This window comes from uncultured Algibacter sp. (genome assembly GCF_947490405.1).
In the GTDB taxonomy this organism is placed as follows: domain Bacteria; phylum Bacteroidota; class Bacteroidia; order Flavobacteriales; family Flavobacteriaceae; genus Algibacter_B.
The window spans coordinates 179,954-205,778 of sequence record NZ_CANLGU010000002.1 but is presented as its reverse complement, the minus strand read 5'-3'; the positions used below and the strand labels follow the sequence as shown (position 1 = coordinate 205,778).

The 25,825-nt window shown below is 33.4% G+C and carries 29 protein-coding genes and 1 tRNA gene; 13 read left to right on the top strand and 17 right to left on the bottom strand.

What is annotated here, in order from left to right:
- Positions 1 to 22: 22 nt before the first annotated feature.
- From mscL to Q0772_RS04820, 4 genes are all read left to right on the top strand, one after another.
- Positions 23 to 424 carry a large conductance mechanosensitive channel protein MscL gene (gene mscL / locus Q0772_RS04835; protein ID WP_298340937.1) on the top strand — a complete coding sequence of 134 codons (402 nt, stop codon included), beginning with the start codon at positions 23 to 25 and terminating at the stop codon, positions 422 to 424.
- Positions 425 to 563: 139 nt separating this feature from the next.
- Positions 564 to 1,553: an aspartate-semialdehyde dehydrogenase gene (locus Q0772_RS04830; protein WP_298340935.1), complete on the top strand. Its 990-nt coding sequence runs from the start codon at positions 564 to 566 to the stop codon at positions 1,551 to 1,553.
- Between the two features lie 173 nt (positions 1,554 to 1,726).
- Positions 1,727 to 3,808: a prolyl oligopeptidase family serine peptidase gene (locus Q0772_RS04825; RefSeq protein ID WP_298340933.1), complete on the top strand. Its 2,082-nt coding sequence runs from the start codon at positions 1,727 to 1,729 to the stop codon at positions 3,806 to 3,808.
- A gap of 74 nt (positions 3,809 to 3,882) precedes the next feature.
- Entirely contained in the window at positions 3,883 to 4,794 is a 912-nt protein-coding gene (locus tag Q0772_RS04820) for an ABC transporter ATP-binding protein (protein WP_298340931.1), read from the top strand.
- A gap of 4 nt (positions 4,795 to 4,798) precedes the next feature.
- Here the strand turns inward: Q0772_RS04820 and Q0772_RS04815 are convergent, their stop codons facing one another.
- From Q0772_RS04815 to pdxA, 8 genes are all read right to left on the bottom strand, one after another.
- On the bottom strand, positions 4,799 to 5,248 hold the full coding sequence (locus Q0772_RS04815; protein ID WP_298340929.1) for a 3-oxoacyl-ACP synthase: 450 nt from the start codon (positions 5,246 to 5,248) through the stop codon (positions 4,799 to 4,801).
- A gap of 39 nt (positions 5,249 to 5,287) precedes the next feature.
- On the bottom strand, positions 5,288 to 6,403 hold the full coding sequence (locus tag Q0772_RS04810; RefSeq protein WP_298340927.1) for an FAD-dependent oxidoreductase: 1,116 nt from the start codon (positions 6,401 to 6,403) through the stop codon (positions 5,288 to 5,290).
- 157 nt (positions 6,404 to 6,560) lie between these two features.
- Positions 6,561 to 7,910: an acetyl-CoA carboxylase biotin carboxylase subunit gene (accC, locus tag Q0772_RS04805; protein WP_298340925.1), complete on the bottom strand. Its 1,350-nt coding sequence runs from the start codon at positions 7,908 to 7,910 to the stop codon at positions 6,561 to 6,563.
- An 86-nt stretch (positions 7,911 to 7,996) separates the two neighbouring features.
- Complete coding sequence (gene accB / locus Q0772_RS04800; protein WP_298340923.1) at positions 7,997 to 8,485, bottom strand: acetyl-CoA carboxylase biotin carboxyl carrier protein; 489 nt, start codon at positions 8,483 to 8,485, stop codon at positions 7,997 to 7,999.
- 21 nt (positions 8,486 to 8,506) lie between these two features.
- Positions 8,507 to 9,508, bottom strand: coding sequence for a beta-ketoacyl-ACP synthase III (locus tag Q0772_RS04795; RefSeq protein ID WP_298340921.1), 1,002 nt, complete (start codon positions 9,506 to 9,508; stop codon positions 8,507 to 8,509).
- Between the two features lie 180 nt (positions 9,509 to 9,688).
- Positions 9,689 to 9,892 carry a 50S ribosomal protein L32 gene (rpmF, locus tag Q0772_RS04790; RefSeq protein ID WP_034042489.1) on the bottom strand — a complete coding sequence of 68 codons (204 nt, stop codon included), beginning with the start codon at positions 9,890 to 9,892 and terminating at the stop codon, positions 9,689 to 9,691.
- Positions 9,893 to 9,901: 9 nt separating this feature from the next.
- Positions 9,902 to 10,441, bottom strand: coding sequence for a DUF177 domain-containing protein (locus tag Q0772_RS04785; RefSeq protein ID WP_298340916.1), 540 nt, complete (start codon positions 10,439 to 10,441; stop codon positions 9,902 to 9,904).
- Between the two features lie 125 nt (positions 10,442 to 10,566).
- On the bottom strand, positions 10,567 to 11,619 hold the full coding sequence (gene pdxA / locus Q0772_RS04780) for a 4-hydroxythreonine-4-phosphate dehydrogenase PdxA (protein ID WP_298340914.1): 1,053 nt from the start codon (positions 11,617 to 11,619) through the stop codon (positions 10,567 to 10,569).
- A 63-nt stretch (positions 11,620 to 11,682) separates the two neighbouring features.
- Between pdxA and Q0772_RS04775 the strand changes: the two genes are divergently transcribed.
- Positions 11,683 to 12,273 (top strand): riboflavin synthase, encoded by a 591-nt coding sequence (locus tag Q0772_RS04775; RefSeq protein ID WP_298340913.1) that lies wholly within the window; start codon positions 11,683 to 11,685, stop codon positions 12,271 to 12,273.
- Between the two features lie 6 nt (positions 12,274 to 12,279).
- Here Q0772_RS04775 and Q0772_RS04770 read toward each other — a convergent pair whose 3' ends face one another.
- From Q0772_RS04770 to mce, 3 genes are all read right to left on the bottom strand, one after another.
- On the bottom strand, positions 12,280 to 12,483 hold the full coding sequence (locus tag Q0772_RS04770; protein WP_298340911.1) for a PID-CTERM protein-sorting domain-containing protein: 204 nt from the start codon (positions 12,481 to 12,483) through the stop codon (positions 12,280 to 12,282).
- Between the two features lie 378 nt (positions 12,484 to 12,861).
- Positions 12,862 to 12,935, bottom strand: a tRNA-Ile gene (locus Q0772_RS04765).
- A 75-nt stretch (positions 12,936 to 13,010) separates the two neighbouring features.
- Positions 13,011 to 13,415 carry a methylmalonyl-CoA epimerase gene (mce, locus tag Q0772_RS04760; protein WP_298342407.1) on the bottom strand — a complete coding sequence of 135 codons (405 nt, stop codon included), beginning with the start codon at positions 13,413 to 13,415 and terminating at the stop codon, positions 13,011 to 13,013.
- Positions 13,416 to 13,518: 103 nt separating this feature from the next.
- On the opposite strand from mce, the gene rbfA reads away from it, so the two are divergent.
- Together rbfA and Q0772_RS04750 are read left to right on the top strand one after the other, a co-directional pair.
- Entirely contained in the window at positions 13,519 to 13,914 is a 396-nt protein-coding gene (gene rbfA, locus Q0772_RS04755) for a 30S ribosome-binding factor RbfA (RefSeq protein ID WP_298340909.1), read from the top strand.
- Between the two features lie 5 nt (positions 13,915 to 13,919).
- Entirely contained in the window at positions 13,920 to 15,125 is a 1,206-nt protein-coding gene (locus tag Q0772_RS04750) for an FtsX-like permease family protein (protein ID WP_298340907.1), read from the top strand.
- Between the two features lie 394 nt (positions 15,126 to 15,519).
- Here the strand turns inward: Q0772_RS04750 and Q0772_RS04745 are convergent, their stop codons facing one another.
- Both Q0772_RS04745 and dusB read right to left on the bottom strand, forming a co-directional pair.
- Positions 15,520 to 15,987 (bottom strand): VOC family protein, encoded by a 468-nt coding sequence (locus Q0772_RS04745; protein ID WP_298340905.1) that lies wholly within the window; start codon positions 15,985 to 15,987, stop codon positions 15,520 to 15,522.
- Positions 15,988 to 16,084: 97 nt separating this feature from the next.
- Positions 16,085 to 17,080, bottom strand: coding sequence for a tRNA dihydrouridine synthase DusB (gene dusB / locus Q0772_RS04740; RefSeq protein WP_298340902.1), 996 nt, complete (start codon positions 17,078 to 17,080; stop codon positions 16,085 to 16,087).
- A 112-nt stretch (positions 17,081 to 17,192) separates the two neighbouring features.
- On the opposite strand from dusB, the gene Q0772_RS04735 reads away from it, so the two are divergent.
- The 5 genes from Q0772_RS04735 (at position 17,193) to Q0772_RS04715 (ending at position 21,037) form a co-directional block, all read left to right on the top strand.
- The gene (locus Q0772_RS04735) at positions 17,193 to 17,930 is read left to right on the top strand and encodes a prolipoprotein diacylglyceryl transferase family protein (protein WP_298340900.1); all 738 of its coding nucleotides are present in this window, start codon (positions 17,193 to 17,195) and stop codon (positions 17,928 to 17,930) included.
- Between the two features lie 137 nt (positions 17,931 to 18,067).
- Entirely contained in the window at positions 18,068 to 18,811 is a 744-nt protein-coding gene (locus Q0772_RS04730; RefSeq protein WP_298340898.1) for a DUF4304 domain-containing protein, read from the top strand.
- Positions 18,812 to 19,222: 411 nt separating this feature from the next.
- Positions 19,223 to 20,614 carry a radical SAM protein gene (locus Q0772_RS04725; protein WP_298340896.1) on the top strand — a complete coding sequence of 464 codons (1,392 nt, stop codon included), beginning with the start codon at positions 19,223 to 19,225 and terminating at the stop codon, positions 20,612 to 20,614.
- On the top strand, positions 20,611 to 20,817 hold the full coding sequence (locus Q0772_RS04720; RefSeq protein ID WP_298340894.1) for a hypothetical protein: 207 nt from the start codon (positions 20,611 to 20,613) through the stop codon (positions 20,815 to 20,817). The genes Q0772_RS04725 and Q0772_RS04720 overlap by 4 nt, the downstream gene beginning before the upstream one ends.
- A 10-nt stretch (positions 20,818 to 20,827) precedes the next feature.
- The gene (locus Q0772_RS04715) at positions 20,828 to 21,037 is read left to right on the top strand and encodes a hypothetical protein (protein WP_298340892.1); all 210 of its coding nucleotides are present in this window, start codon (positions 20,828 to 20,830) and stop codon (positions 21,035 to 21,037) included.
- Here the strand turns inward: Q0772_RS04715 and Q0772_RS04710 are convergent.
- Positions 21,020 to 21,403, bottom strand: coding sequence for a DUF4345 domain-containing protein (locus Q0772_RS04710; RefSeq protein WP_298340890.1), 384 nt, complete (start codon positions 21,401 to 21,403; stop codon positions 21,020 to 21,022). The genes Q0772_RS04715 and Q0772_RS04710 overlap by 18 nt on opposite strands.
- A gap of 129 nt (positions 21,404 to 21,532) precedes the next feature.
- Between Q0772_RS04710 and lepA the strand changes: the two genes are divergently transcribed.
- A complete protein-coding gene (lepA, locus tag Q0772_RS04705) occupies positions 21,533 to 23,329 on the top strand; it encodes a translation elongation factor 4 (protein ID WP_298340888.1) in 1,797 nt (598 codons plus the stop codon).
- A gap of 182 nt (positions 23,330 to 23,511) precedes the next feature.
- Here lepA and Q0772_RS04700 read toward each other — a convergent pair whose 3' ends face one another.
- From Q0772_RS04700 to Q0772_RS04690, 3 genes are read right to left on the bottom strand one after another with little or no spacing between them, the layout of a single operon-like run.
- On the bottom strand, positions 23,512 to 24,276 hold the full coding sequence (locus tag Q0772_RS04700) for a LytTR family DNA-binding domain-containing protein (RefSeq protein ID WP_298340886.1): 765 nt from the start codon (positions 24,274 to 24,276) through the stop codon (positions 23,512 to 23,514).
- Positions 24,277 to 24,284: 8 nt separating this feature from the next.
- On the bottom strand, positions 24,285 to 25,292 hold the full coding sequence (locus Q0772_RS04695) for a histidine kinase (protein WP_298340884.1): 1,008 nt from the start codon (positions 25,290 to 25,292) through the stop codon (positions 24,285 to 24,287).
- Positions 25,292 to 25,816, bottom strand: a complete 525-nt coding sequence (locus tag Q0772_RS04690; protein WP_298340882.1) for a hypothetical protein — start codon at positions 25,814 to 25,816, stop codon at positions 25,292 to 25,294. The genes Q0772_RS04695 and Q0772_RS04690 overlap by 1 nt, the downstream gene beginning before the upstream one ends.
- Positions 25,817 to 25,825: the final 9 nt, after the last annotated feature.

Here is a 25,825-nt window from a genome sequence, read left to right as displayed (position 1 = left end):
TTAACCATTAAAACTAATTAAAATGTTAAAAGAATTCAAAGAATTTATCATGACGGGTAACGTTGTGGAATTTGCAGTTGCCGTTATTATGGCAGGAGCTATTGGTGGTGTTGTTAAAGGTTTTGTTGACAATATTGTTATGCCTGTAGTGGGTCATTTCTCTGGCGGAATGGATTTTGCTGAACTAAAAGTAGTTCTGTCTGAAGCAATTGTTAACGCTGAAGGCGTTGTAACAACTCCTGAAAATGCAATCATGTGGGGATCTTGGGTAAACACTATAGTTAACCTTATTATAGTTGGTTTTGTAATGTTCTTAATTGTTAAGGCTTACAACAAAACTAAAAAGCCAGCAGAAGAGCCAGCTCCAGCAGGACCATCTCAAGAAGATTTACTTGCAGAAATAAGAGATTTACTTAAAAAATAACAAAATGTTAATTATATAACATCGTGTTATTTGTTGTTAAAAAGCCCTTGTTTTCTTAAAATGAGGGCTTTTTTTGTATTTAGAATTGTAATTAATACTTAGTTTTGTCGTCTCAAAAAACAAATTAAAGTTAGAAAAAATGAAAGTAGCTGTTGTTGGTGCCACTGGTATGGTAGGCGAAGTGATGTTAAAAGTGCTTGCAGAACGTAATTTTCCTGTAACTGAATTAATTCCTGTTGCTTCAGAACGCTCTGTTGGAAAAACATTAACCTACAAGGGTAATGATTATAAAGTAGTTGGTTTAGAAACAGCTGTTTCTATGAAACCAGATATTGCTTTATTCTCAGCAGGAGGAGGAACATCAATAGAATGGGCTCCTAAATTTGCAGAGGCTGGTACTACTGTTGTAGATAACTCTTCTGCTTGGAGAATGGATCCTACTAAAAAATTAGTGGTTCCAGAAATTAATGCTAATGAATTAACTAAAGAAGATAAAATTATTGCGAACCCTAACTGTTCTACAATTCAGTTAGTAATGGCTTTAAACCCGCTTCACAAAAAATATAAAATGAAACGTGTTGTGGTATCCACGTATCAATCCGTTTCTGGTACTGGAGTTAAAGCCGTACGTCAATTAGAAAATGAAATTGCTGGTATTGAAGGTGAGATGGCTTATCCGTATCCAATTGGAAGAAATGCATTACCACATTGTGATGTTTTTGAAGACAATGGATACACCAAAGAGGAAATGAAATTAGCTAGAGAACCACAGAAAATCATGAATGATAGAACATTTTCTGTTTCGGCTACTGCAGTTAGAATTCCTACTGCTGGCGGGCACTCAGAATCTGTAAACGTTGAGTTTGAAAATGATTTTGATTTAGCTGATGTTCGCAAATTGTTACACGAAACTCCTGGAGTAGTTGTACAAGACAATACGGATACAAACACCTATCCAATGCCAATTTTTGCGCATGAAAAAGATGAAGTTTTTGTAGGACGTATTCGTCGTGATGAAACACAACCAAACACACTAAATATGTGGATTGTTGCTGACAACCTTCGTAAAGGTGCTGCTACTAATACCGTTCAAATTGCTGAATATTTAATTGAAAATGATTTAGTGTAGATTTTAATCTTAATATAATGTTATAAAACTCCTGTATAAATCAATACAGGAGTTTTTTATTTATTTTTGATAAGCTTAAATATTCAATCATGAGATAAATTAATACTCATCCTTATTGACTTAATCTCGTTTGTAGCATTTAAAGAAGAAAAACAAAAAACTAATATTATTTTGTGAATTACCCAGAAACCAAAACTGTAGATACTATAGATACTTATTTTAATACAGAAGTTAAAGACCCCTATCGTTGGCTAGAAGATGACAAAAGTGAAGACACTGTAACATGGGTAAAAACTCAAAATAAAACAACTTTTAGTTACTTAAATAGCATCCCTTACCGAAAAGACCTTAAAGAACGTCTCTCTAAATTATGGAATTACGAGAAAACAGGATCGCCATTTAAAGAAGGTAATTACACCTATTTCTATAAAAATGATGGGCTTCAAAACCAGTATGTTATTTATCGATACAAAACAGGAGAAGATCCAAGTACAGCAAGTATCTTTTTAGATCCAAATACGTTCAAAGAAGATGGCACAATTTCACTTGGAGGTATTAGTTTTTCTAAAAATGGTAAAATACTAGCCTATTCCATTTCGGAGGGTGGAAGTGACTGGAGAAAGATTTTGGTTATGGATGCTGAAACTAAAACTATTATTGAAGATACTCTGGTAGATATTAAATTTAGTGGCATGTCTTGGTATAAAAATGAAGGGTTCTATTATTCTAGCTATGACAAGCCAGAAGGCAGTAAGTTATCCGCTAAAACCGACCAGCATAAAGTATATTATCACAAATTAGGTACCCCTCAAAAACAAGATAAGCTCATTTATGGAGGAACTGATAAAGAAAAGCATCGTTATATTTATGGCTCTGTAACTGAAGATAACCGTTATTTAATCATTTCTCCTAGAATTTCAACTTCAGGGAATAAGTTATTTATTAAAGATTTAACAAATCCTAATAGCAAACTTGTAACCATTTTAGATCACATAGATAGTGACACTTATGTTATTGATAATGTTGGCAGTAAATTATTTTTAGTTACAAATTTAAATGCTCCAAATAAAAAAATTGTTACAGTTGATGCTTCTAATCCAACTCCAGATAATTGGGTTGATTTTATTCCTGAAACTGAAAACGTATTAAGTCCTTCTAACGGCGGTGGTTATTTCTTTGCTGAATATATGATTGATGCTGTCTCTAAAGTGTTACAATACGACTACAGTGGAACTTTAATACGAGAAGTAAAATTACCTGGAGTTGGTTCTGTGGGTGGTTTTGGTGCTAAAAAACAAGAAAGAGAACTATACTATTCGTTTACTAACTATAAAACACCTGGTAATATTTATAAATATGATATTGAAAATGGTACTTCACAATTATATCAAAAGCCAGATATCGATTTTAACCCAGAAGATTACGAAAGCAATCAAGTATTTTATACCTCAAAAGATGGCACAAAAGTACCTATGATTATTACCCACAAAAAAGGCTTGGAATTAAATGGTAAAAATCCAACAATCCTTTATGGATATGGCGGATTCAATATTAGTTTAACTCCTAGTTTTAGTATTACCAATGCCATTTGGATGGAACAAGGAGGAATTCTTGCTGTTCCAAATTTACGTGGTGGTGGCGAATACGGTAAAGCATGGCATAATGCAGGTACCAAAATGCAAAAACAAAATGTTTTTGATGACTTTATAGCTGCTGGTGAATATTTAATTCAGAAGAAGTATACATCATCAGATTATTTGGCTATTCGAGGTGGTTCAAATGGCGGGTTATTAGTTGGCGCAACTATAACGCAGCGCCCCGATTTAGCCAAGGTAGCATTGCCTGCAGTTGGTGTTCTAGATATGTTGCGCTATCATACTTTTACATCTGGAGCAGGTTGGGCTTATGATTATGGTACTGCTGAAGACAGCAAAGACATGTTTAAGTATTTAAAAGGCTACTCCCCTTTACACAATATAAAGGCTGGCATGGAATATCCTGCAACATTAATTACTACAGGAGACCATGATGATCGCGTAGTGCCAGCACATAGTTTTAAATTTGTTGCAGAATTGCAAAGTAAACAAGCTGGCAATAACCCAACACTTATAAGAATTGAAACCGATGCTGGTCATGGAGTAGGAACTCCGGTGAGTAAAATCATTGAACAATATGCTGATATTTTTGGTTTCACATTATACAATATGGGCTTTGAAGTGTTGCCTAGTAAAGTTAATGAGAAAGTAAAGGGGTAATACGTACTATACTTTTTATCAAAAACACGCTTCTAGTTTAGAAGCGTGTTTTTTTATACTATTTTTGCGCTGCTATGCTACACGTTAAAAATCTAACTTTTTCTTATAATAAAATACCCGTTTTAAAGGATATTTCCTTTAATGGTAAGCAAGGTGAAAATATTGCTATTATAGGTGAAAGTGGTTCTGGGAAAAGCACATTACTTAAAGTTTTATATGGTGAGTATGATTTAGATAAGGGTCATGTTTTTTGGAAAGATGAAGAGATTTTAGGTCCGAAATTCAACTTGGTGATCGGTTATGATTTTATGAAATATGTAGCTCAAGAATTTGATTTAATGCCATACATAACCGTTGAAGAAAATATTGGAAAACACTTATCTCGATTTTTTCCTGAAGAAACACAACAACGTATTGATGAACTAATTAAAGTAGTGGAACTTGAGGCTTTTGCAAACACTAAAGTTAAAACCTTAAGTGGAGGACAAAAACAACGTGTTGCCCTAGCGAGAGCTTTAGCAAAACAACCTGAAATTCTTTTATTAGACGAACCTTTTAGCCATATTGATAATTTTAAAAAGCAAAGTCTTAGAAGAAAGGTTTTTAGATATCTGAAAGATAAAAATATTACCTGTATTGTGGCCACCCATGATAAGGATGATGTGCTTGGTTTTGCAGACCGCATGATTGTTTTAAACAACAATAAAATAATAGTAAACGATTTACCAGAGATGCTTTATAAGAACCCTAAAACTCCCTTAATTGCTTCTTTTTTTGGTGAGTTTAATATTATAAACGGTGCCATTGTTTATGCTAATCAATTAAAAATTATTGAATCCTCAGATTTAAAAGTAGTTGTTAAACAGTCTTTCTTTAAAGGTTATTTTTATTTAATTGAAGCTGATTTGAATGGAAATTCGATATTTTTTGAAAATCAAAATAAGTTAGAAGGCGGTATTGAGGTTTGTCTTTCTATTATAAAATAGATTGCTATAAAACTTTGGTTACTTTAAACGCTTGAGCTCTGAATGAGATAACATCTCCTACTGCTTTTCCTATTAAAAGCTGTCCCATTGGTGTATTTGCTGAAATAGCAAAAAAATTATCTCCCTTAGCTTTTAATTCACCAGCACTAATAGCAATAAAATAGTTTGACTTTGTGGTAAAAACAACACTTCCTACACCTATTTTATTAAGATTATTTTCAATATTTACTTTTGACAATAAAGCTTTTGTTTTCTCTATTTCTGCTAATTGTACTCCAGCTTTTTCACGTTCTAATTGTAACATGGCACGCCCTGTTTCGTGCTTATCACCAGCACTACTTTTAGTTTCTGAACGTAATGAAACTTGAATTTCTTTAATTGTATTTTGAACTGCTTGGTAGCGGTTTTCAATAAATTCAAAACATTGATTATAAAGCTCTTTTTTAATATTCATATTGCTTAACGTGATTATTATCTTTACACAAGAAACAAATTACTGAATTAATTCTGCTAACTCCTTTCCTACCAAACTCCCAATAGCAACACCCATACCGCCTAAACGAACACCACAAAACACATGTTTGCCAATTGGCTTTACAATGGCTTTCTTCTGATTTCCAACTCCCATAATACCGCTCCACCTGTGCTCAATTTCAAATGGGGTTTTAGGTAAAATAGTAGACTTTAATAGATCTTCTAGATTGTTTTGAATATAGTTAGTTTGATTTAATTCTGTGGTTTCTTCTCCTTTAAAATCTAGATGTCGTCCACCTCCTAAAAGGATTCTGTTATCTATATTTCTAAAATAATAATAGCCTCTATCTAGGTGAAAGGTTCCTTGTATTTTTAAGTCCTTGATAGGTTTGGTTATTAATACTTGCGCTCTTGCTGGCTTCACATTTTGAGGTATTAGTTGTGATGCAAAACCATTTGTTGCAATACACAATTTTGAAGCTGAAAACTCAAATGTGTTGGTTCTTATTTTTACTGATCCAGCTTCTTCTAAAAATTCTTCAACTTGAGTATTATTTAAAATTTTAATGCCATTTGAGTATGCTTTCTCTAATAGGGATTCCATCATTTTTCCTGTGTCTATTTGCCCCTCAAACTGATTAAATATATACTGATTGTTTATTTTATTGAAGTTGAAAATATTATTTTTTAGGCTAAATACGGAATCCTTAAAAATTGGCTTTAACCATTTATTGATGTTTTCTTTTTTTAAAATACAATTTTCAAATAAGCTTTTATCAGAATTTAAAAACAATTCGTAGCCACCTAATTGTTGGTAACTAATTGCTTTGTCTCCTAGGGTTTGCCTTAGTAATTTTAAGCCATTTACCCGTTTTGAAATGAGTTGAAAAACTTCATGCTCAGTGTGGGTTTCTAAGTCATCAAGAATTTCGCTTAAACTACCAAAGCATGAAAAACCTGCGTTTTTTGTGCTAGCGCCTTGTGGTAGCATCCCTTTTTCTAGAATTAAAACCTTAGATTTTGGATACCGTTCTTTTAAATGAAGCGCACAATTAAGACCAACAATACCGCTACCAACAATACAGTAATCAATATTAGTTAACCATGATTTTATTTCCCAATAAGACAGCTTCATGAGGCTAAGTTAGAATTTTAAATTGGAGTTTTATAGCGCGTTAGGGATTGAAACGGCATCCTTTTTTGCTTTTTCTGCAAAAAAGATACAGTGGAAAGCCCGACCCTTTTGGGTAACGCCAAAAAAAAAATCCCGACTTACATCGGGACTTTATTATTTATTCTTCATCTTGTTTCATCTCGAAATCTTCCATGAATTTTGTGGTGTAATTACCTGCTAAATAATCTGGATGATCCATGAGTTGTCTGTGAAAAGGAATTGTGGTTTTTATACCTTCTATAACAAACTCATCGAGCGCACGTTTCATTTTATTAATTGCTTCTTCTCTAGTTTGTGCTGTTGTAATCAACTTAGCAATCATAGAATCGTAGTTAGGCGGAATGGCATAACCTGCGTAAACATGTGTATCTAAACGAATACCGTGCCCACCTGGAGCGTGTAAGGTTGTAATAACTCCTGGTGACGGTCTAAATCCATTGTAAGGGTCTTCTGCGTTAATTCTACATTCTATAGAGTGTAATTTTGGTGTATAGTGTTTACCAGAAATTGGCACACCTGCAGCAACCAAAATTTGTTCACGAATTAAATCGAAATCAATAACTTGTTCTGTAATTGGGTGCTCTACCTGGATACGTGTATTCATCTCCATAAAGTAGAAATTACGGTGTTTATCTACTAAAAACTCAACGGTTCCTGCACCTTCGTATTTGATGTATTCTGATGCTCTTACTGCTGCTAACCCCATCTCTTCACGAAGCTTATCTGTCATGAAAGGCGATGGTGTTTCCTCTGTTAATTTTTGATGACGACGTTGAACCGAGCAATCTCTTTCTGATAAGTGACATGCTTTCCCTCGAGAATCCCCAACAATTTGAATTTCAATATGTCGTGGCTCTTCAATAAGTTTTTCCATATACATATCATCATTTCCAAAGGCAGCTTTAGATTCTGTTCTTGCAGATTCCCAAGCGTTTTGCAAATCTTCAGGTTTCCAAACCGCGCGCATCCCTTTACCTCCACCACCTGCTGAAGCTTTTAGCATAACAGGATAACCTGTTTCTTTAGCAACTCTTTTACAGTCTTCAAAGGTTTCAATAATGCCATCACTCCCTGGTACACATGGAACACCAGCCGCTTTCATGGTCGCTTTTGCATTGGCTTTATCTCCCATTCTATCAATCATTTCTGCAGAAGCACCGATGAATTTTATTCCATGCTCTTCACAAATTTTTGAAAACTTGGCGTTTTCTGATAGAAATCCATATCCTGGATGTATAGCATCTGCGTTTGTTATTTCAGCTGCAGATATAATATTGGACATTTTTAAATAAGATTCGCTACTTGCAGGAGGTCCAATACAAACCGCCTCATCAGCAAATTTGACGTGTAAACTTTCTTCATCAACAGTAGAATATACAGCTACTGTTTTTATACCCATTTCTTTACAGGTTCTAATAACACGAAGTGCTATTTCTCCTCTATTGGCAATTAATATTTTTTTAAACATAACATCTTGAATTAAAAATTTCAAATTCCAATCGCCAAATTCCAAATATTGGATTTCGAGATTTGTGTATTGGAATTTTTAATAGGTTATGATGGGTCTACTAAGAATAGTGGTTGATCAAACTCTACAGGAGATGAATCATCAACTAATATTTTTACAATTTTCCCTGAAACTTCAGATTCAATTTCATTGAAAAGTTTCATTGCTTCAATGATACAAAGTACATCGCCCTCAGCAATGGTTTGCCCTACCTCAACAAATAAAGGTTTATCTGGAGATGGTTTTCTGTAGAATGTACCAATTATTGGTGATTTGATTGTAATATATTTTGAATCTTCAGATGCTGTTGGAGCTGCTTCAGATGCTGCTGGTGCCGCTGGAGCTTCTGCTAACGGAGCCGCTGCTGTAATAACTTGTTGTGGAATTTGTGCAGCAGGAACTTGTTGAACTATTGTTGTATCCGAATCCGATCCTGTTCTGATGGTGATTTTTATATCATCCATTTCTAATTTAACCTCACTTGCTCCAGATTTAGCAACAAACTTGATTAAGTTTTGAATCTCTTTTAAATCCATAGTTTTACTATTAATTAGTGGTTAGTTTTTTGAATTATAAGCCCATTTTAAATATGAAGCTCCCCAATTAAATCCGCCACCAAAAGCAGCGAAAATAACATTATCTCCTTTTTTAAGTTGTGATTCGTAATCGCTTAAAAGTAATGGTAACGTTGCTGATGTAGTGTTTCCATACTTATGAATATTCATCATCACTTTATCCTCGTCCAAATTGATACGTTGTGCTGTAGCATCAATAATGCGTTTGTTCGCTTGATGTGCTGCTAACCAATCTACTGTATCTTTATTCAAATTATTGCGTTCCAAAATTTTAGCCGTAGCATCAGCCATGTTAAAAACAGCATTTTTAAATACCGTTCTTCCTTCTTGAAAAGCACAGTGCCCGCCTTGTTCTAAAATTTCGGCAGTTAGTGGATGAGATGAGCCACCATAAGTAGCTTGTAAAAACTCTCTACCTGTTCCATCACTTCTTAAATATTCATCTTGAAGCCCAAGATTCTCTTCGTTTGGTTCAAATAAAACAGCACCAGCACCATCCCCAAAGATGATACAAGTTGCTCTGTCTTTATAATTTATGATAGAAGACATTTTATCGGCTCCGATAAGAAGTACGTTTTTATAACGCCCAGATTCAATATAGGTTGAGGCTACAGACATACCGTATAAAAAGCTAGAACAAGCCGCATCCATATCAAAGGAAAACGCATTTACAGCACCAATCTCAGAAGCTGTAAATGAAGCTGTAGAAGCTGCTTTCATGTCTGGAGTTGCAGTAGCAACTATAACAAGTTCTATATCTTTTGGGTCTATACCCTTTTTATTTATTAAGTCTTGAGCTGCTTTTATAGCTAAGTAAGATGTTCCTTTACCTTCTTCTTTAAGAATTCGGCGTTCTTTGATTCCTGTTCTTGAGGTAATCCATTCGTCATTTGTATCAACCATCGTCTCAAGAATTTGATTGGTTAATACATAATCTGGCACATAAGCACCTACAGCGGTAATAGCTGCTGAGATTTTACCCATACCTTTAAAGTTAATTTGACCAAAAAACATTAAAATTGAGCAAAAATGCTCAAAATTTCACGAAAACTACTAAATTTTGGTCTAATAATGTACAAATTACATGTTTTTGTTAATTAGAAAAAGTATTTCATAAAAAAAACGCTCATAGAATGAGCGTTTTATATAGGTGAGCATAACTATTTATGCTACGTTTTCTACTTCTTCAGAGTTATCAATTAATACTTGACCTCTGTAGTATAATTTTCCTTCATGCCAGTGTGCTCTGTGATATAAGTGAGCTTCACCTGTTGTAGGGCATGTAGCAATCTGTGGCGCAGTTGCTTTGTAATGCGTTCTTCTTTTATCTCTTCTTGTTTTCGAGATTTTTCTTTTAGGATGTGCCATTTTATATGTTTATTTATCCGTTAATAATTTCTTTAATGTATTCCAACGAGGATCAATTTCCTCTTCTTTGTCTTTATTTTTTTTAAGCTTTGGGCTTAACTCTTCTAATTTATCAAGTATTTCTGAATCTAATGTACCATCTTCAACTCCTGGGTGAATCCTTTTTATTGGAACAGCAAGTATAACTAACTCGTAAATATACTGCTGAATATTAATCTCGTAGGTACCGTGAGGTATAATAAGAATATCAATATTTTCATCGTTATACTCATCTCCAAACTTAACCACTAAGTCAAACTCGTTTTCAATCGTTTGATTATAAGGTTCGTTTGTTAAATCACAATTTACATTAACCCAACCAGAAATTTTAAAATGTAATTCTAATAATGTTGTCTTTTTTTCTAAAACAAGATTTACATTAATATTTACATCATTAAAATCTTCATACTCAAAATGTTCAAAGAACGCTTGCTCTACTTTATACTCAAAATGATGTTTTCCTATTTTTAATCCTACAAATGGGATTGTAAACTCTTTCAATAGCTTCATTATCACATCTATTTTGAGCCTGCAAATATATAAATTTTTATTTAGGTAGCATGAGTTATAAACATTTTTTTACTCATGCTTCTTTTGCTAAAAAAAATTACAGGTATTAATTAAAAATCAGAGTTTTAACGTCTGTCTTTTCTAGGTGCTTTTTGGAGTGGATTTGCTGTAAGTTGTTCATAACTTAACCTATTCCTGTAAATCTTTATAGCACTAAATACAGCTTCTTTGAAAGAGTTTTCATCAGCATTTCCTTTTCCTGCTATTTCGTAAGCTGTTCCATGATCAGGTGATGTTCTTACTTTATTCAATCCAGCCGTATAATTTACACCTTGTCCGAATGATAATGTTTTAAAGGGTATCAAACCTTGATCGTGATAAGACGCAATTATGGCATCAAAGTTTTTGTAATTGTTTGATCCAAAAAAGCTATCAGCCGCATAAGGACCAAAAACTAATTTTCCATCTTCTTTTATTTTTTGTAAAGTAGGTCGCAATACATCATCATCTTCACTTCCAATAACTCCGTTATCTCCAGTATGTGGATTAATTCCTAAAACAGCAATTTTTGGTTTTTGAATTTTAAAATCCTTCTTCAAAGACCCATAAACTGTGTTTATTTTTTCTTCAATTAATTCAGATGTTATATGTGTTGATACATCTTTAACAGGAACATGATCTGTAAGTAAGCCTACTCTTAACGTATCAGTTATCATGAACATTAAGCTTTCACCTTCTAATTCTTGCGCCAGATAATCTGTATGCCCTGGGAATTTAAAATCTTCAGATTGAATATTGTGTTTATTTATTGGTGCAGTTACCAAAACATTAATATCATTATTTTTTAATGCCTTAGTTGCTAGCTCTAATGATTTAATTGCAAAGGCTCCTATCTTAGTGTCTTCTTTACCAAACTCAATATTAACAGATTCGTTCCAACAATTAAACACATTAACTTTTCCATGACTTAATTGATTAAAATTGTTAATGCTATGAAAGTTAATTTTAGAACTAAAATGCGATTTAAAAAAAGACATTGTTTTTATTGATGCAAAAATTACAGGTGTGCAAAAGTCTAAAACCCTAGAGTCTTCAAACGTTTTTAAAATGATTTCACTACCAATACCATTTAAGTCTCCTATAGATATTCCTACTATTATATTTTCTTCCTGCTTCATTAAAAATGACAACTTTTGTTCGTAATTTTGATTGCAAATTTAACTAATTAAATAAAGAATTGAATGTTTACAGGAATTATTGAAGATATAGGTGTTATTTCGAATTTGAAAGCTGAATTAGATAATCTTCATATTTCGATAAAAAGCAAAATAACATCTGAGTTGAAAATTGACCAAAGTGTGGCACATAATGGCGTTTGTCTTACTGTAGTTAACATTAATGGTGATGAATATACAGTAACTGCGATAAAAGAAACATTAGACAAAACAAGTCTTAATAATTTGCAAATTGGTGATAAAGTAAATCTTGAACGTGCTATGAAACTAGGAGATAGACTAGATGGCCATATTGTTCAAGGTCATGTAGATCAAACCGCTATATGCACCAATGTTAAAGAAGAAAATGGAAGCTGGGTTTTTACTTTTGAATATGATAGCACTTTAAATAACATAACCATAGAAAAAGGATCTGTTACAGTTAATGGGACAAGTTTAACGGTTGTGAATTCGCAAAAAAACACATTTAGTGTTGCCATTATACCTTATACTTATGAACATACCAACTTTCATACCCTTAAAAAAGGAACGATTGTAAATCTAGAGTTTGATGTTTTAGGGAAATATGTGGCTAAACTTATTGAGTTAAATAAGTAATCTCAATTATCCACGTTTTAATAAAAGTTTTCTAACCCCATAAAATAACGCAAAAGCAATACCATAAAGCACTCCCCCATCTATAGGAAATCCTCTTGGTGGCGGTGGTCCTGGAGGAGGAGGTCCCGATCCAGGAATTTGGGCTACGCATACAAAACTTATTAATACAAATAAGATTGAGGCAATTATTCTTTTATTTTGTATCATCATGGGGTCACAAATGTATAAAAAAAAGCGAGTTTACAAAATATTTACGAACTTTTGCATCAAAAAACATCCATGAAGTGTTAAAAATCATCGATAAAATGCAGTTTTTTTATTTAGGATAAACATTTGTTAACATATTATCCAAAAAACATTTTAGGTGTAAAATTAATCCCTCACTTTTCTTTTACATAGCAAATATATATAATTCGATATAAAATTAAACTATATTATTCACCTAGTTCCATTTTGCACTTTTGTTATTTGAAACTTTTAGTTATCAAACGTTAGTTATTGGATATCATTGTATTGATTAAAATAAAATATATCTGAAGAAAATAAAAAAGCCTTTCATAAAAAACGAAAGGCTTTTTTCTTTAAAAGTGGGCCCACCTGGGCTCGAACCAGGGACTTTCTGATTATGAGTCAGATACTCTAACCAACTGAGTTATAGGCCCCATTACATAAAATGTAATCCTCTTAAAAATAAGAGTGTGCAATATTACTATATTTCTTAAAACTCTACAAGAAATTTATTCCCTAATCTCTTGACATAACTCAATTAAAACACCATTTGACGATTTTGGATGTAAAAAAGCTATCAACTTATTATCAGCACCCTTTTTTGGAGTTTCATTTAACACCTTGAAACCTTCATTTTTAAGGCGCTTTATCTCAGATTCAATATCATCAACATCAAAAGCGATATGGTGAATCCCTTCACCCTTTTTCTCAATAAACTTTGTAATTGAGCTATCTTCTTTTGTGCCTTCCAACAACTCAATTTTATTTTCACCAACTTGAAAAAACGATGTATTTACACCTTCACTTTCAACAGCTTCAATTTTATAATGTGGTTCTCCAAAAAGTTTATAAAATAATTCATTGGAATCTTTGAGATTCTTAACCGCTATTCCTATATGTTCAATTTTGTTCATCATGCTAATTTTACCATTAAGATATGAAAATCACTCATAAAAGTAACATTATCTTTAAATATCCGTTATTTTTGCAACATAGCAAGAATTAAAGCTATATGATATGGAAGAGAGTCAAAGACAGAAAAAAATAGCTTCGGTTTTACAACACGATTTAGTTGATGTTTTACAAGGTGCAGCAACCCAAGGTGGTATGCGCGGTATTTTAATCTCAGTTACTAAAGTAAAAGTTACTGTAGATTTGGGTGTTGCAAAAGTATATTTAAGCATTTTCCCAAATGATAAAGGTCTCGAATTATTAGAAGGTATTAAATCTAATACGCCCTTAATCCGTCATGAATTAGCACAACGTACTAAAAATCAATTGAGACGTATGCCTAATTTGGAATTTTTTATTGATGACTCATTGGAATATATAGACCAAATAGAGAAATCTTTAAAAGGTGACGAAAACCCTATTAAAAATCCAGATATTCTAGATAAAAGAAAAAAATCGTAGCCCTATTGAGCTTCCCTCTTCACATAGCAAAGCGATATTTACGTTCAAAAAGCACTAACAATGCTATTAATTTTATAACCTACATTGCTTTAATAGGTGTTATTTTAGGTTCTGCATCTTTATTTATTGTTTTATCTGGCTTCGCAGGCTTGAAAGATTTTACATTGCAATTTACAAGTCAGGTTGACCCTGATTTAAAAGCAGAAGCAGCCTTAGGAAAATCCTTTTTCCTAACCCAAGAAGAAATCTCTAGACTTGAAAACTTAAAAGACATTGTCAACTTCTCTAAAATTGTAGAAGAACGTGTTTTTTTAGCCTCCGATGATAAAAACACGTTAGCCGTAATAAAAGGTGTCGACGAACATTTTCAAAACGTTGTTGCCGTAGATTCAACGCTAGATTATGGTAGTTGGTTCGAGCAAAAATCAAATCAGCTTGTTGTAGGTTGGGGTATTTCAAACAGTTTATCACTGGGTGTTTTAAATTTTACAAAACCCTTAACTATTTATGTGCCTAAACCTGGAAAAGGGCAAATAACATCTACAAAAAATGCATTTAATAGTATAAAAGCTATCAACGTTGGTGTCTTTTATATCAATGAAACCCTAAATGACACCTATATTTTTGCACCCATAGATTTAGCTAAAAACCTTCTTAACTACGAGTCTAATCAAATTTCATCTATCGAGTTTAAACTGAATGATGGTGCAGATGAAAACCAAGTAAAAAATAACATTAAAGCTATTTTAGGAGACAAAGTTATCTTAAAAAATAGAGCGCAATTAAACGATGCCCTTTACAAAATGCTAAACACCGAAAACTTAGCCGTTTACCTTATTTTTACGCTTGTGCTTATTATTGCATTTTTCAACGTCATCGGATCGTTAATCATGATGATTCTCGATAAAAAACAGAGTTTAAATACTCTTTTCAATATTGGCGCCACAGTAAAAGACATTCGTAAAATTTTCTTTTTCCAAGGTAGTTTAATGAGCGTTATTGGAGGTTTAATGGGTTTAGTTCTAGCCCTTATCATCACCGCACTTCAAAAAGTATTCAGCTTAGTCATGATAACTCCAACGCTACCCTATCCTATAACCATTAAGGTCGAAAATTTTTTCATCGTATTCTTAACTATTTCTGTTTTAGGTATTGTAGCATCAAAAATCGCATCTGTTCGAATCACAAAAACTTTAGTACAACAATTATAAAGCATTTGGGCGAGTTGCCATTTCAAAAAAATGGCAAACAGGCTTTCCGCTATATCTTTTTGCAAAGTGTCCTCAACTTGTTTTGAAATCTAATTATTATTAGCCCAATCCTAATAAATTTTTTAACTTCTGTGCTTATCCTCGCAAAAAGGATGCCGCTGCAATCCTTCTCGTGGGGTGCACTTGCTAACGTTAGAATTCTTAATTTACACTTATCTTATTTGCTAAAACCTTTCCAACAGAATCTTTGCGTACCTTAATACTAATTGCTTTTAAAAGCGTATAAGTTTCACAAATATACATAACCGTCATAGGCATTTCTCTAGGTATCGATACACCAGCTATTTTTACTTTCTAATATTAGGCGTTTAACATAGCTTATCTGCGTTGTATATTATTTAAAGCGCTTTTCTCCATCGTTTATTTCAATCCAATACCCATCAGGATCTTGAATGTATATTTGTTTTACCTTATCTGGTCTTACTGACACAGATCCTTTCTTCCCAGGCCAATCATAGTACGTAATTTTTAATACTTCTAAATGTTTAATAAATAAAGATAAATCTGCAGTAGTTAATGCTAAATGCACACCTTTAGGTATCTGCAATTTTAATGACTCTACAGCAATAATATGTAGTTCTTGTTGGTCTCCCAATCGAAACCATCTAATATGTTTCTTTTCAGTACCATTGTAGATTTCTTTTATGCCAAAAACCAACTGATAATAGTCAACACTACGTTGCAAATCTGAAACATTAATAGCATAATGATCTACAGAAAATCGCATTGTATCTTTTTGTGCTTGTGCACTATAATTATATGTAAAACTTATAATTAAAATGAAAGTATAAAAATGACGCATAAGTTCTAATTTTAATAGTACATAGTTGCACAACTAAATGTACTAATGCTATTTGTAAATCGTATCTAAACATTTTTGGGCTTTGTTTACAGCACATTTATACTGTAAACTGGTAGCCTGCAAACTTATCTAACACCTCATCAAAAGCTGCAAACACATCTTTAGAGTGGTCTGAAGTAACCATTTTCATGCGGTATTCCTTAAAGTGTGGAATGCCTTTAAAATAGTTGGTATAATGACGACGGGTTTCAAAAACACCTAACACCTCACCTTTCCAGTCGATAGACATTTGCAAGTGGCGGCGCGCTGCTTCTACACGGGCTTCTAAAGAAATTGGGGCTAAATGTTCGCCTGTTTTAAAATAGTGTTTTACCTGTTTAAAAAACCAAGGGTTGCCTATACTAGCACGACCAATCATGGCGCCATCTAATCCAAATTCATCGCGCATTAAAGCTGCTTTTTCGGGCGTATCTACATCGCCATTTCCAAATACAGGAATGTGCATACGTGGATTGTTTTTTACGGCAGCAATGGGTTTCCAATCGGCACTGCCTTTATACATTTGCGCACGCGTACGCCCATGAATTGCGATAGATTTTATGCCTACATCTTGCAAACGCTCTGCAACCTCAACAATTTTTATAGAATCGTGGTCCCACCCTAAACGTGTTTTTACCGTTACTGGTATATTGGTGCGTTTTACCATTTCAGCAGTAAGTTTTTCCATAAGGCAGACGTCTTTTAAAATACCTGCGCCTGCGCCTTTACTCACTACTTTTTTTACGGGACATCCAAAATTAATGTCGATAATGTCGGGTTTAGAACGCTCAACAATATCTATGGTTTGTAGCATACTATCTAAATTTGCTCCAAATATTTGTATGCCTACTGGTCGTTCTTTTTCATAAATATCCAACTTCATAACGCTTTTGGCGGCGTTACGAATTAAGCCTTCGCTAGACACAAACTCAGTATACACAACATCGGCACCTTGCTCTTTACATAAGGCTCTAAACGGCGGATCGCTAACATCTTCCATCGGTGCTAAAAGCAACGGAAATTCACCAAGTTCTATAGTGTCTATTTTTACCAAGCTAGATTAATTTTTGAACAAAATTAAGTTTTTTTAGTTAAAACACCTGTCAGGTTTTAAAAACCTGACAGGTCTGAGTAAAATTCATTTATATTTATAAAAAAATGAACTATTGCAAATTCCTTTCGAGCCTCAACTATTCGGCTATAACATAAACATTCATCTGGTTTTAGAATATTTGGCGTTTTTTGTAGCGTTTAGATATTATGTGATTTTAAGGCGAAAACGCAGCGACACTATTTCATCTAACAACCGCTTGTCTATTATTCTTGGGGCTGCTTTGGGCGCTTTAATTGGCTCACGGCTAGTTGGAATTTTAGAGAACCCTGTGTTTGAATTATCGCAACAAAACATCCTGCAACTACTAAATACCAAAACCATTATGGGTGGTTTATTTGGTGGACTTTTAGGTGTAGAATTGGCCAAAAAAATTATAGGTGAAACCCAATCTTCGGGAGACTTGTTTGTATTTCCTATTATTTTGGGGATTTTTATTGGGCGCATTGGTTGCTTTTTATCTGGAATCAACGAGTTTACCTATGGCAAAGAAACCTCTTTTTTTATGGGAATGGATTTGGGCGATGGTTTACTGAGACATCCAACGTCATTATATGAATTGGCGTTTTTAATAATGTTATTCTTTGGTTTGAAATGGCTCCAAAAACATAGAGAATTATCAAATGGCGACCTCTTTAAATGGTTTATGATTTTATACTTTGCGTTTCGATTTTGGATTGAATTTTTAAAACCGAATGTGTTTTTTGTGTTTGGATTGAGTACGATTCAAATTTTATGTGTGGTTTGTTTACTTTACTACGGGAACACAATAGTTAAAGTAATTAAAAATTGAATGTAGTATGATGTGATTGTACCTTGACTTTGTCAGAAAAAATGATAACTTCGTTTACCGTCGGATATAAGTCATTAAAACGACGCATATCCTTAAGCCATTAGCAACAAGGCAAAACGAACATCGAGAATAATAAAATGTTTAGGAATTTATTTAAAAATAGAGCATCAACCAAATATCCAATTGGACTAGGAATGTCGGAACTTCCGAAAAGCATTTACAAAGGAAAACAGCCAATAACGAGTAAAGATTTTAAAGTTTATGTAAATGACCATTTTGCTTCGAAAATAAAAGAAATCGGATTTAAAGGTCGGGACTTTAATTATTACAGAGAACAAGAGGATTATATTGAATGTGTAAACTTTTGGACTTATAAAGTTGGTGGAGCAATTCAAGTTGATTTAATGATTAAGTTCAAGGGAATTAAATATCCTAACGAAGAAACTGAAATCAAGCCAAGATTTGTAAAACAAGAAAATTCGGAATTTATTCGTCGTTTATCACCTCATAAAATTTTGGATAATAATATGAATGTTTGGTTTTGGATTTTTAATGAAAAGCCTGAAAAAAACATCGAAACTGTAAATGATATTTGGAAACTATTTGAGTCTTGTGGAATGGATTTTTTCAACGAATTTAAGAACCACCAAGAATATGTCCGAAATGTAGACACTAAAAAATATATGAATTTTCCTGACTTTTATACAAAACGAATTTCTGGAAAATTTGAGATTGGAGTTGTGTATTTTCTTTTTAAATATTGGAGTAAATATGGCGACAATTCAAAAGCGACTGAATTTGCTAAAAGAGGAATTGAAATCGCAACAGAAAAGGAATATTTGGAATATAAAACTGAATTTGAAAAACAGATAAATATATAAAGCCCAGTTGCTAACACCGTATATAATTTATTGCTAGTTCTAGCCTACTTACGAAAATCCTCGCGGATTTTCTATTCGGTTTTTATTTGCTAAATTTAGTGCTTAAACTACGCAACAAACCATATACAAACACGGTAAACGAACTCATCCAAAATAAATATAAAAACCCTCTTGAGAAACATAGATAGCAAAGAAGCCCGCGTTAGGGATTGCAGCGGCATCCTTTTTAAGGCTATTAAAACCTAATTTTGATTTTAGACTAATTATTTAAAAAGATTGCCACCGCGTAAACGCCTCGCAATGACGCCTTAAAAAGATATAGCGGAAAGCCCGACCGAAGCGATCCTACAAGGTTTCATTAAAAAACCTTGTAGGTATGAGCGAAGGTAACGCCCAAATAAAAATAAAACTATGCCAACAAGAAAATACACCTATTACGATTTTACTTTAAGTTTATGTCCTGAGTGTTTAAAGCGCGTGGATGCAAAAATTGTATTTGAAAACGGTAATGTGTATATGCTAAAACGCTGTAATGAGCACGGGAATTCTAAAGTGTTGATTGCCGACGATATTGCCTACTACAAAAGCATTAGAAATTACAACAAGCCAAGTGAAACGCCGTATGCTTTTAATACGAAAACGCATTACGGCTGCCCATATGATTGTGGGTTGTGTCCAGATCATGAGCAGCATTCGTGCCTTACGGTTGTGGAGGTTACTGACCGCTGTAATTTAACCTGCCCCACGTGTTATGCGGGGTCATCGCCAACATACGGGAGACATCGCACTTTAGACGAGGTGAAAGCAATGCTTGATACTATTGTTAGGAATGAAAAGGAGCCTGATGTGGTGCAAATTTCGGGCGGAGAACCAACGATTCATCCACAGTTTTGGGAGATTATGGATTATGCGAAATCGCTACCTATTAGGCATTTAATGTTGAATACCAACGGCATTAAAATTGCGAAGGATATTGCTTTTGCCAAACGCCTTAAAACTTACGCACCAGATTTTGAAATTTATTTACAGTTTGACTCGTTTGAAAACAGCGTGTTGCAAGAATTGCGTGGTGCTGATTTAAACCATATTAGGGAACAGGCTATTGCGAATTTAAATGCTGTAAACCTCTCTACAACTTTGGTTGTTACGCTCCAAAAAGGCTTAAACGACCATGAAATTGGAAAAATTATTAATTACGCATTGCAACAAAAGTGTGTGCGTGGTGTAACGCTACAGCCTACGCAAATTGCGGGACGCTTAGAGCATTTTAATCCTGAGACGGACAGAATGACGCTTACCGAAGTTCGCCGCAAAATTATGGAACAAACCGATATTTTTACTTCAGACGATTTGTTGCCCGTACCTTGTAATCCGGATGCTTTGGTAATGGGTTATGCGTTGAAATTGGACGAAGAGGTGTTTCCATTAACGCGATATATTAACCCCAATGATTTGTTGGATAACAGCAAAAACACCATTATTTATGAGCAAGACGAACAGCTACATGGAAAAATGATTGAACTGTTTAGCACAGGAAATTCCGTGGAAGTTGCCGAAGAAAACCTAAAAAGCATTATGTGTTGCTTGCCAAATATTGATGCGCCAAACTTAGGTTACGACAATTTATTTCGTATTATTATCATGCAATTTATTGATGCTTACAACTTTGATGTGCGCGCCATAAAAAAATCGTGTGTGCATATTGTGGATAAAGACAATAAAATTATTCCGTTTGAAACTATGAATTTGTTTTATCGGGATGATAAGAAGCAGCGGTTGGAAGCGTTAAGAAATAACATATGATACATAACATGCTATTAGAGAGTTCTGCTTTAGGTTGGTATATTATTTTATTGTTTTTTTTAGCATTTGGTGTGCCACTAATACTTTTAATTATTGGTATTGCAATAAGACGAAAACATAAAAAAGCTTCAAATATTCTACTAATTATAACCGCAGTTTATGCTATTATTGGTTTAGGCATTTGCGGCTCAATGCTGATTTAAAATGATAAATATGGTATTACTTTTAGGTCCGAATATGAATTTTGATGGTTTACTCTTAATGATTGTTGCCATTATGTTTGGGCCTGCAATTTTATTAGCCATAATAGGAGCGTTTCTACTTAAAAAAAACAAAAAAGCTGCTAAGGTTTTATTTATTCTAGCTGTAGTATATCTAATTATTAGCTTGGGTATTTGTGGTGCTTTAATAGCGGGTTTTTAACACCCAAGCGCCATAAAATCCTAAAACTAATTCTCCAAAAGTTCCAAATACATAGGCAAATGTTGGGGTGCCATCTAAGGCTAAACTTAACAATCTCCCAAAACCTAATCCGAGCATAAAAATCATGTTGCTTACTAAAGCGAGTTTTAAATATTTCTTTTGAAAAATTCCTAAAACCCAAAGTATTGAAAAGCCCAGATATAAGCCCATTATGGCTTTGAAAGCATTATGTTCATCTATGGTATTTAAATGAATATTGAATTGAGTATCTGGATTAAATCCATAGATAAAAGCTATTGGTACAACAATTAAAACAGAGATAATCATGTGCGTTTTAGTGATAAAATCTTCTTTGTTTTTAATCATTTTTACAACTGAGTTTTTGCTAAAATACTAAACACTTATTGGGATTTAAAAACCAGAGGCTTGTAACACATAAAACTCCACTAAAAACCTATATCTTTGCGAGGTCTTTTTTTATGACGATTATTGACTATGAAGAACATCAGAAATTTTTGCATTATTGCGCATATTGATCATGGTAAGAGTACGCTTGCCGATCGTTTATTGGATTATACAGGATCTGTAACGGCAAGGGAACAGCAAGCTCAATTATTAGATAGTATGGATTTAGAGCGCGAGCGCGGTATTACCATAAAATCGCACGCCATACAAATGGACTATGAACTTAATGGCGAAAAGTATATTTTAAATTTAATTGACACGCCTGGTCACGTTGATTTCTCATACGAAGTATCACGATCTATCGCAGCATGCGAAGGTGCGCTTTTAATTGTTGATGCTGCACAGAGTATTCAAGCACAAACCATTTCTAATTTATACTTAGCCTTAGAAAATGACTTGGAAATTATCCCAGTTTTAAACAAGGTTGATTTACCTAGTGCAAATCCAGAAGAAGTTACGGATGATATCGTTGATTTATTAGGTTGCGACCCTGAGGAAGTAATTCACGCCAGCGGGAAAACAGGCTTTGGTGTAGATAAGATTTTAGAAGCTATTATAGACCGTGTTCCTGCCCCGAAAGGCGATCCGGAGGCACCGCTTCAAGCTTTGATTTTTGATTCTGTTTACAATACGTTTAGAGGTATTGAAACCTATTTTAGAGTATTTAACGGTGAAATTAAAAAAGGACAACACATAAAATTTGTTGCAACAGATAAAGATTATTACGCTGATGAAGTTGGTACTTTAAAACTTAATCAAGTTGCAAAACAGAGTGTAAAAACTGGTGATGTTGGGTACCTTATTACTGGTATAAAAACAGCAAAGGAAGTAAAAGTAGGAGATACCATTACAGACTTTGCAAAACCAACTACCAACATTGTTGAAGGGTTTGAAGATGTAAAACCGATGGTTTTTGCTGGTATTTATCCTGTGGATACTGAAGATTACGAGGAACTTCGTAATTCTATGGAGAAACTACAATTAAACGATGCCTCTTTAGTATTTGCTCCAGAAAGTTCTGCGGCTTTAGGTTTTGGTTTCCGTTGTGGTTTTTTAGGTATGTTACACATGGAAATTATTCAAGAGCGCTTAGAACGTGAATTTGATATGACTGTGATTACGACGGTTCCCAACGTATCATACCATGCTTACACAAATAAAAATCCTGACGAAGCATTTATTGTAAATAACCCTTCTGATTTACCAGAACCTTCTTCAGTGAATCGCGTTGAAGAGCCATATATTAAAGCCACCATCATTACAAAATCTGATTTTGTTGGTAATGTGATGTCGTTGTGTATTGAAAAGCGTGGTATGATTATTAACCAAACGTATTTAACACCAGAACGTGTTGAGTTGATTTTTGAAATGCCATTAGCTGAAATTGTTTTCGATTTTTACGATAGATTAAAAACAGTTTCAAAAGGTTATGCGTCTTTTGATTATCATCCAATAGGTATGAAAACATCAAAATTAGTGCGTTTAGATGTGTTATTAAATGCACAACCCGTTGATGCGCTTTCTGCTTTAATACATGCCGATAATGCGCATAATATTGGTAAGAAAATGTGTGAAAAGCTTAAGGAACTTATACCGCGTCAACAATTTGATATTCCAATACAGGCAGCCATTGGTGCCAAAATTATATCTAGAGAAACTGTAAAAGCTTTACGTAAAGATGTAACTGCAAAATGTTACGGTGGTGATATTTCTCGTAAACGTAAACTTCTGGAAAAACAGAAAAAAGGTAAAAAACGTATGCGTCAAGTAGGTAATGTAGAGATTCCGCAACAGGCGTTTATGGCGGTGTTGAAGTTGAATGATTAAACATCGGCTTTGGCAGATGGTCGCGTTAGGGATTGCAGTGGCATCCTTTTTAAAACCTTAAGGAAAATGACTTTCTTGGAAACTTTAATTTGAGAGATTGTTACGGTCGTTACTCCCTCACAATGACGTTTTTAAAAAGATATAACGGAAAGCCCGACCCCTTGTGGGTAACGCTCAAAAACTTATTGCTCTAACCACTTTCTGAAATCAGAGGTTGTAGAAGAACTCGTCATTACTTTTTCTTTTATATTGCTCATTTTAATAAGTAATCTATTCTTGAAATGGCTTTCTATATTCTCGATATAGTCTATGTTTATAATTTCACTACGGTTAATTTTAAAAAATTTATTGGGGTGCAACTGTTGGTGAATAGACCCTAGGTTTTGCGAAATAGTGTGCCGTTTTCCCTCATTATCTGTAGCGATGCAAAAATCTCCTGAGGCTTCGATGAGGTTGATGTCTGATACATTTAGCAACTGAATGCCTTTTGCTTTTTTGATAACAAAGCGTTTTTTATAATTAGTATGCTCTTCTTTTAAAGCAGATTTTAGTTCAGTTATGGTTTGCTTATTTAATGTGCTGTAATCGCCTTGATTAAATAATGCCTGATACTTTTCTATGGCCTTTTGGAAATCTAATTTGGTATATGGTTTTAAAATATATGCAATACCGTTGGTGTTGAAGGCTTGAAAGAGATACTCATCATGCGCAGAGCAAAAAATGATTGGAGCTGATATGTCTATATCATTAAACAAATCAAACGAAATGCCATCCAAAAGCTGAATATCTGACAGTATAAAATCGTATTCGTGCTTTTCAAGAAACGTTTTTGCATCCTTATTTGATCGCGCCCAATCGTGAGCTACTTCAATTTTAAAATATTCATTTACAAAGGTTTGAAGCTTTTTGTATGCTGGTATTTCGTCTTCTAAAATTAAAATTTTCATCTTAACTATTATTCTATAAGTTTAATAATTGGAATGGAAATATGGTATTCTTTATCTGTATTTATAATAATAACTTCTTTATCTGAAAGTAATTGATACCGTGTTTTTAAGTTCTCTAAACCTGTTCCGAAAGACTCGTTTTTAGATTTTGTGTCAGACTTGGTGTTAATGACTCTTAAAACGTCATCTTCTATAATAATTTCTGCTTTAATCTCTTTTGCGTTTTGGGGTTTATTGTGCTTTACCACGTTTTCTAGCAGCGCTTGTAAAGCTCCTGTGGGAATAAATTTATCTTCAATTTGAGTTTTAATATTTATTTTGAAATCGTAATCGTTTTCAAAACGCGTTTTTATTAAAAATATATAGTTTTCGGCTAATTCTATTTCTTTGGAAAGCTCCATAACCTCAGCATCCTTGGTTTGAATAAGGTATCTGTATATTAACGACAATCGGTTAATGTATTCCTTAGCTTTTTCAGTATTACTATCTATTAAAGAGTCTAAGGTATTCAGATTATTAAATAAAAAATGCGGGTCTATTTGAGAGCGTAGTAATTTAAGCTCGTTCTCCTTTTGTTGTTTTTCAATTATTAAATATTGGTTTTGCCCTTCGTAGAATTTTTTGGTTAGTAATAATGCAAACGGAAAAGCGGTTTGCATAGACCCCTGATTTATCATACGAATTATAAAATTTAATCCTTTTGGGTATTTATTCCAGTCGTTATTACCAGACCAAAAACCAATAGTATATTCAAAAGCTGTAAAGGCAATAAGGGTTAATATACCAAATACCCCAAAGCGTAAATACTTCTTTTTATTATTTACAAATTTTGGAATTAACCAAAATACGAATACAAAAATAGTACCACAGATAGCTATAATTTGTGCTGGAAAATCAACTAAATATTCTATAAGGAAGGCTCCTCTATCATGATAATCTATAGCTTGTATACTAAAGGATACTAAAAAGTATACTGCTAGAATAATAAAATCGGATTTGTTTAATTTGGTATTCATTAGATAAATCTTAAATTAAATTTATTATCCAAGTAGCTTATTAAAAGGATTAGTAATAGTGCCATTATGAAAGTAAAAATATTAGTTTTTATTTCATGTTTCTCTCTTTTTGAGGTTTTATAAACTAAAAAGAACAAGAAAGAAACAACAATAAAAGATAATGCATATAAATTTAAACCCATGTATAAGCTAATTCTACCTTCGTCATTAGGTTGAAAAACATTGGCTATTCCTGCACCAAACCTCATTACAAAAGGAAGGAATAAAAACGGGTATAGCATTAAATTATTCCTTTTCTTTAAAATAAAATAAAAAACAACAGCTTGTAAAATTGTAAATAATGGACCCGAACCGCTAGTTATAATTCTTTGAGTTTTTGAAAGCTCAATTTTCGAATTTTTTAAACTAGATGTATTGAGCGTAAAACCGGCATCATATCCCAATAACTCATAAGCAATCCAGTGACTCATTTCGTGAAAAAAGAACGTTAAAAATGTGGCTGCTATAATAGCAACTGTATACATTATTAAGTT

Coding starts and splice junctions, on each gene's coding strand:
- Q0772_RS04715 (WP_298340892.1), top strand. CDS start 20,828: ATGGTATTACTTTTAGGTCCGAATATGAATTTTGATGGTTTACTCTTA.
- lepA (WP_298340888.1), top strand. CDS start 21,533: ATGAAGAACATCAGAAATTTTTGCATTATTGCGCATATTGATCATGGT.
- Q0772_RS04695 (WP_298340884.1), bottom strand. CDS start 25,292: ATGAATACCAAATTAAACAAATCCGATTTTATTATTCTAGCAGTATAC.
- pdxA (WP_298340914.1), bottom strand. CDS start 11,619: ATGAAGCAGGAAGAAAATATAATAGTAGGAATATCTATAGGAGACTTA.
- Q0772_RS04830 (WP_298340935.1), top strand. CDS start 564: ATGAAAGTAGCTGTTGTTGGTGCCACTGGTATGGTAGGCGAAGTGATG.
- Q0772_RS04710 (WP_298340890.1), bottom strand. CDS start 21,403: ATGATTAAAAACAAAGAAGATTTTATCACTAAAACGCACATGATTATC.
- Q0772_RS04725 (WP_298340896.1), top strand. CDS start 19,223: ATGCCAACAAGAAAATACACCTATTACGATTTTACTTTAAGTTTATGT.
- rbfA (WP_298340909.1), top strand. CDS start 13,519: ATGGAAGAGAGTCAAAGACAGAAAAAAATAGCTTCGGTTTTACAACAC.
- Q0772_RS04810 (WP_298340927.1), bottom strand. CDS start 6,403: ATGAAGCTGTCTTATTGGGAAATAAAATCATGGTTAACTAATATTGAT.
- Q0772_RS04770 (WP_298340911.1), bottom strand. CDS start 12,483: ATGATGATACAAAATAAAAGAATAATTGCCTCAATCTTATTTGTATTA.
- Q0772_RS04745 (WP_298340905.1), bottom strand. CDS start 15,987: ATGCGTCATTTTTATACTTTCATTTTAATTATAAGTTTTACATATAAT.
- accC (WP_298340925.1), bottom strand. CDS start 7,910: ATGTTTAAAAAAATATTAATTGCCAATAGAGGAGAAATAGCACTTCGT.
- Q0772_RS04690 (WP_298340882.1), bottom strand. CDS start 25,816: ATGTATACAGTTGCTATTATAGCAGCCACATTTTTAACGTTCTTTTTT.
- Q0772_RS04795 (WP_298340921.1), bottom strand. CDS start 9,508: ATGGGTAAAATCTCAGCAGCTATTACCGCTGTAGGTGCTTATGTGCCA.
- Q0772_RS04820 (WP_298340931.1), top strand. CDS start 3,883: ATGCTACACGTTAAAAATCTAACTTTTTCTTATAATAAAATACCCGTT.
- mscL (WP_298340937.1), top strand. CDS start 23: ATGTTAAAAGAATTCAAAGAATTTATCATGACGGGTAACGTTGTGGAA.
- Q0772_RS04775 (WP_298340913.1), top strand. CDS start 11,683: ATGTTTACAGGAATTATTGAAGATATAGGTGTTATTTCGAATTTGAAA.
- mce (WP_298342407.1), bottom strand. CDS start 13,415: ATGAACAAAATTGAACATATAGGAATAGCGGTTAAGAATCTCAAAGAT.
- accB (WP_298340923.1), bottom strand. CDS start 8,485: ATGGATTTAAAAGAGATTCAAAACTTAATCAAGTTTGTTGCTAAATCT.
- Q0772_RS04720 (WP_298340894.1), top strand. CDS start 20,611: ATGATACATAACATGCTATTAGAGAGTTCTGCTTTAGGTTGGTATATT.
- rpmF (WP_034042489.1), bottom strand. CDS start 9,892: ATGGCACATCCTAAAAGAAAAATCTCGAAAACAAGAAGAGATAAAAGA.
- Q0772_RS04785 (WP_298340916.1), bottom strand. CDS start 10,441: ATGAAGCTATTGAAAGAGTTTACAATCCCATTTGTAGGATTAAAAATA.
- Q0772_RS04815 (WP_298340929.1), bottom strand. CDS start 5,248: ATGAATATTAAAAAAGAGCTTTATAATCAATGTTTTGAATTTATTGAA.
- Q0772_RS04700 (WP_298340886.1), bottom strand. CDS start 24,276: ATGAAAATTTTAATTTTAGAAGACGAAATACCAGCATACAAAAAGCTT.
- Q0772_RS04730 (WP_298340898.1), top strand. CDS start 18,068: ATGTTTAGGAATTTATTTAAAAATAGAGCATCAACCAAATATCCAATT.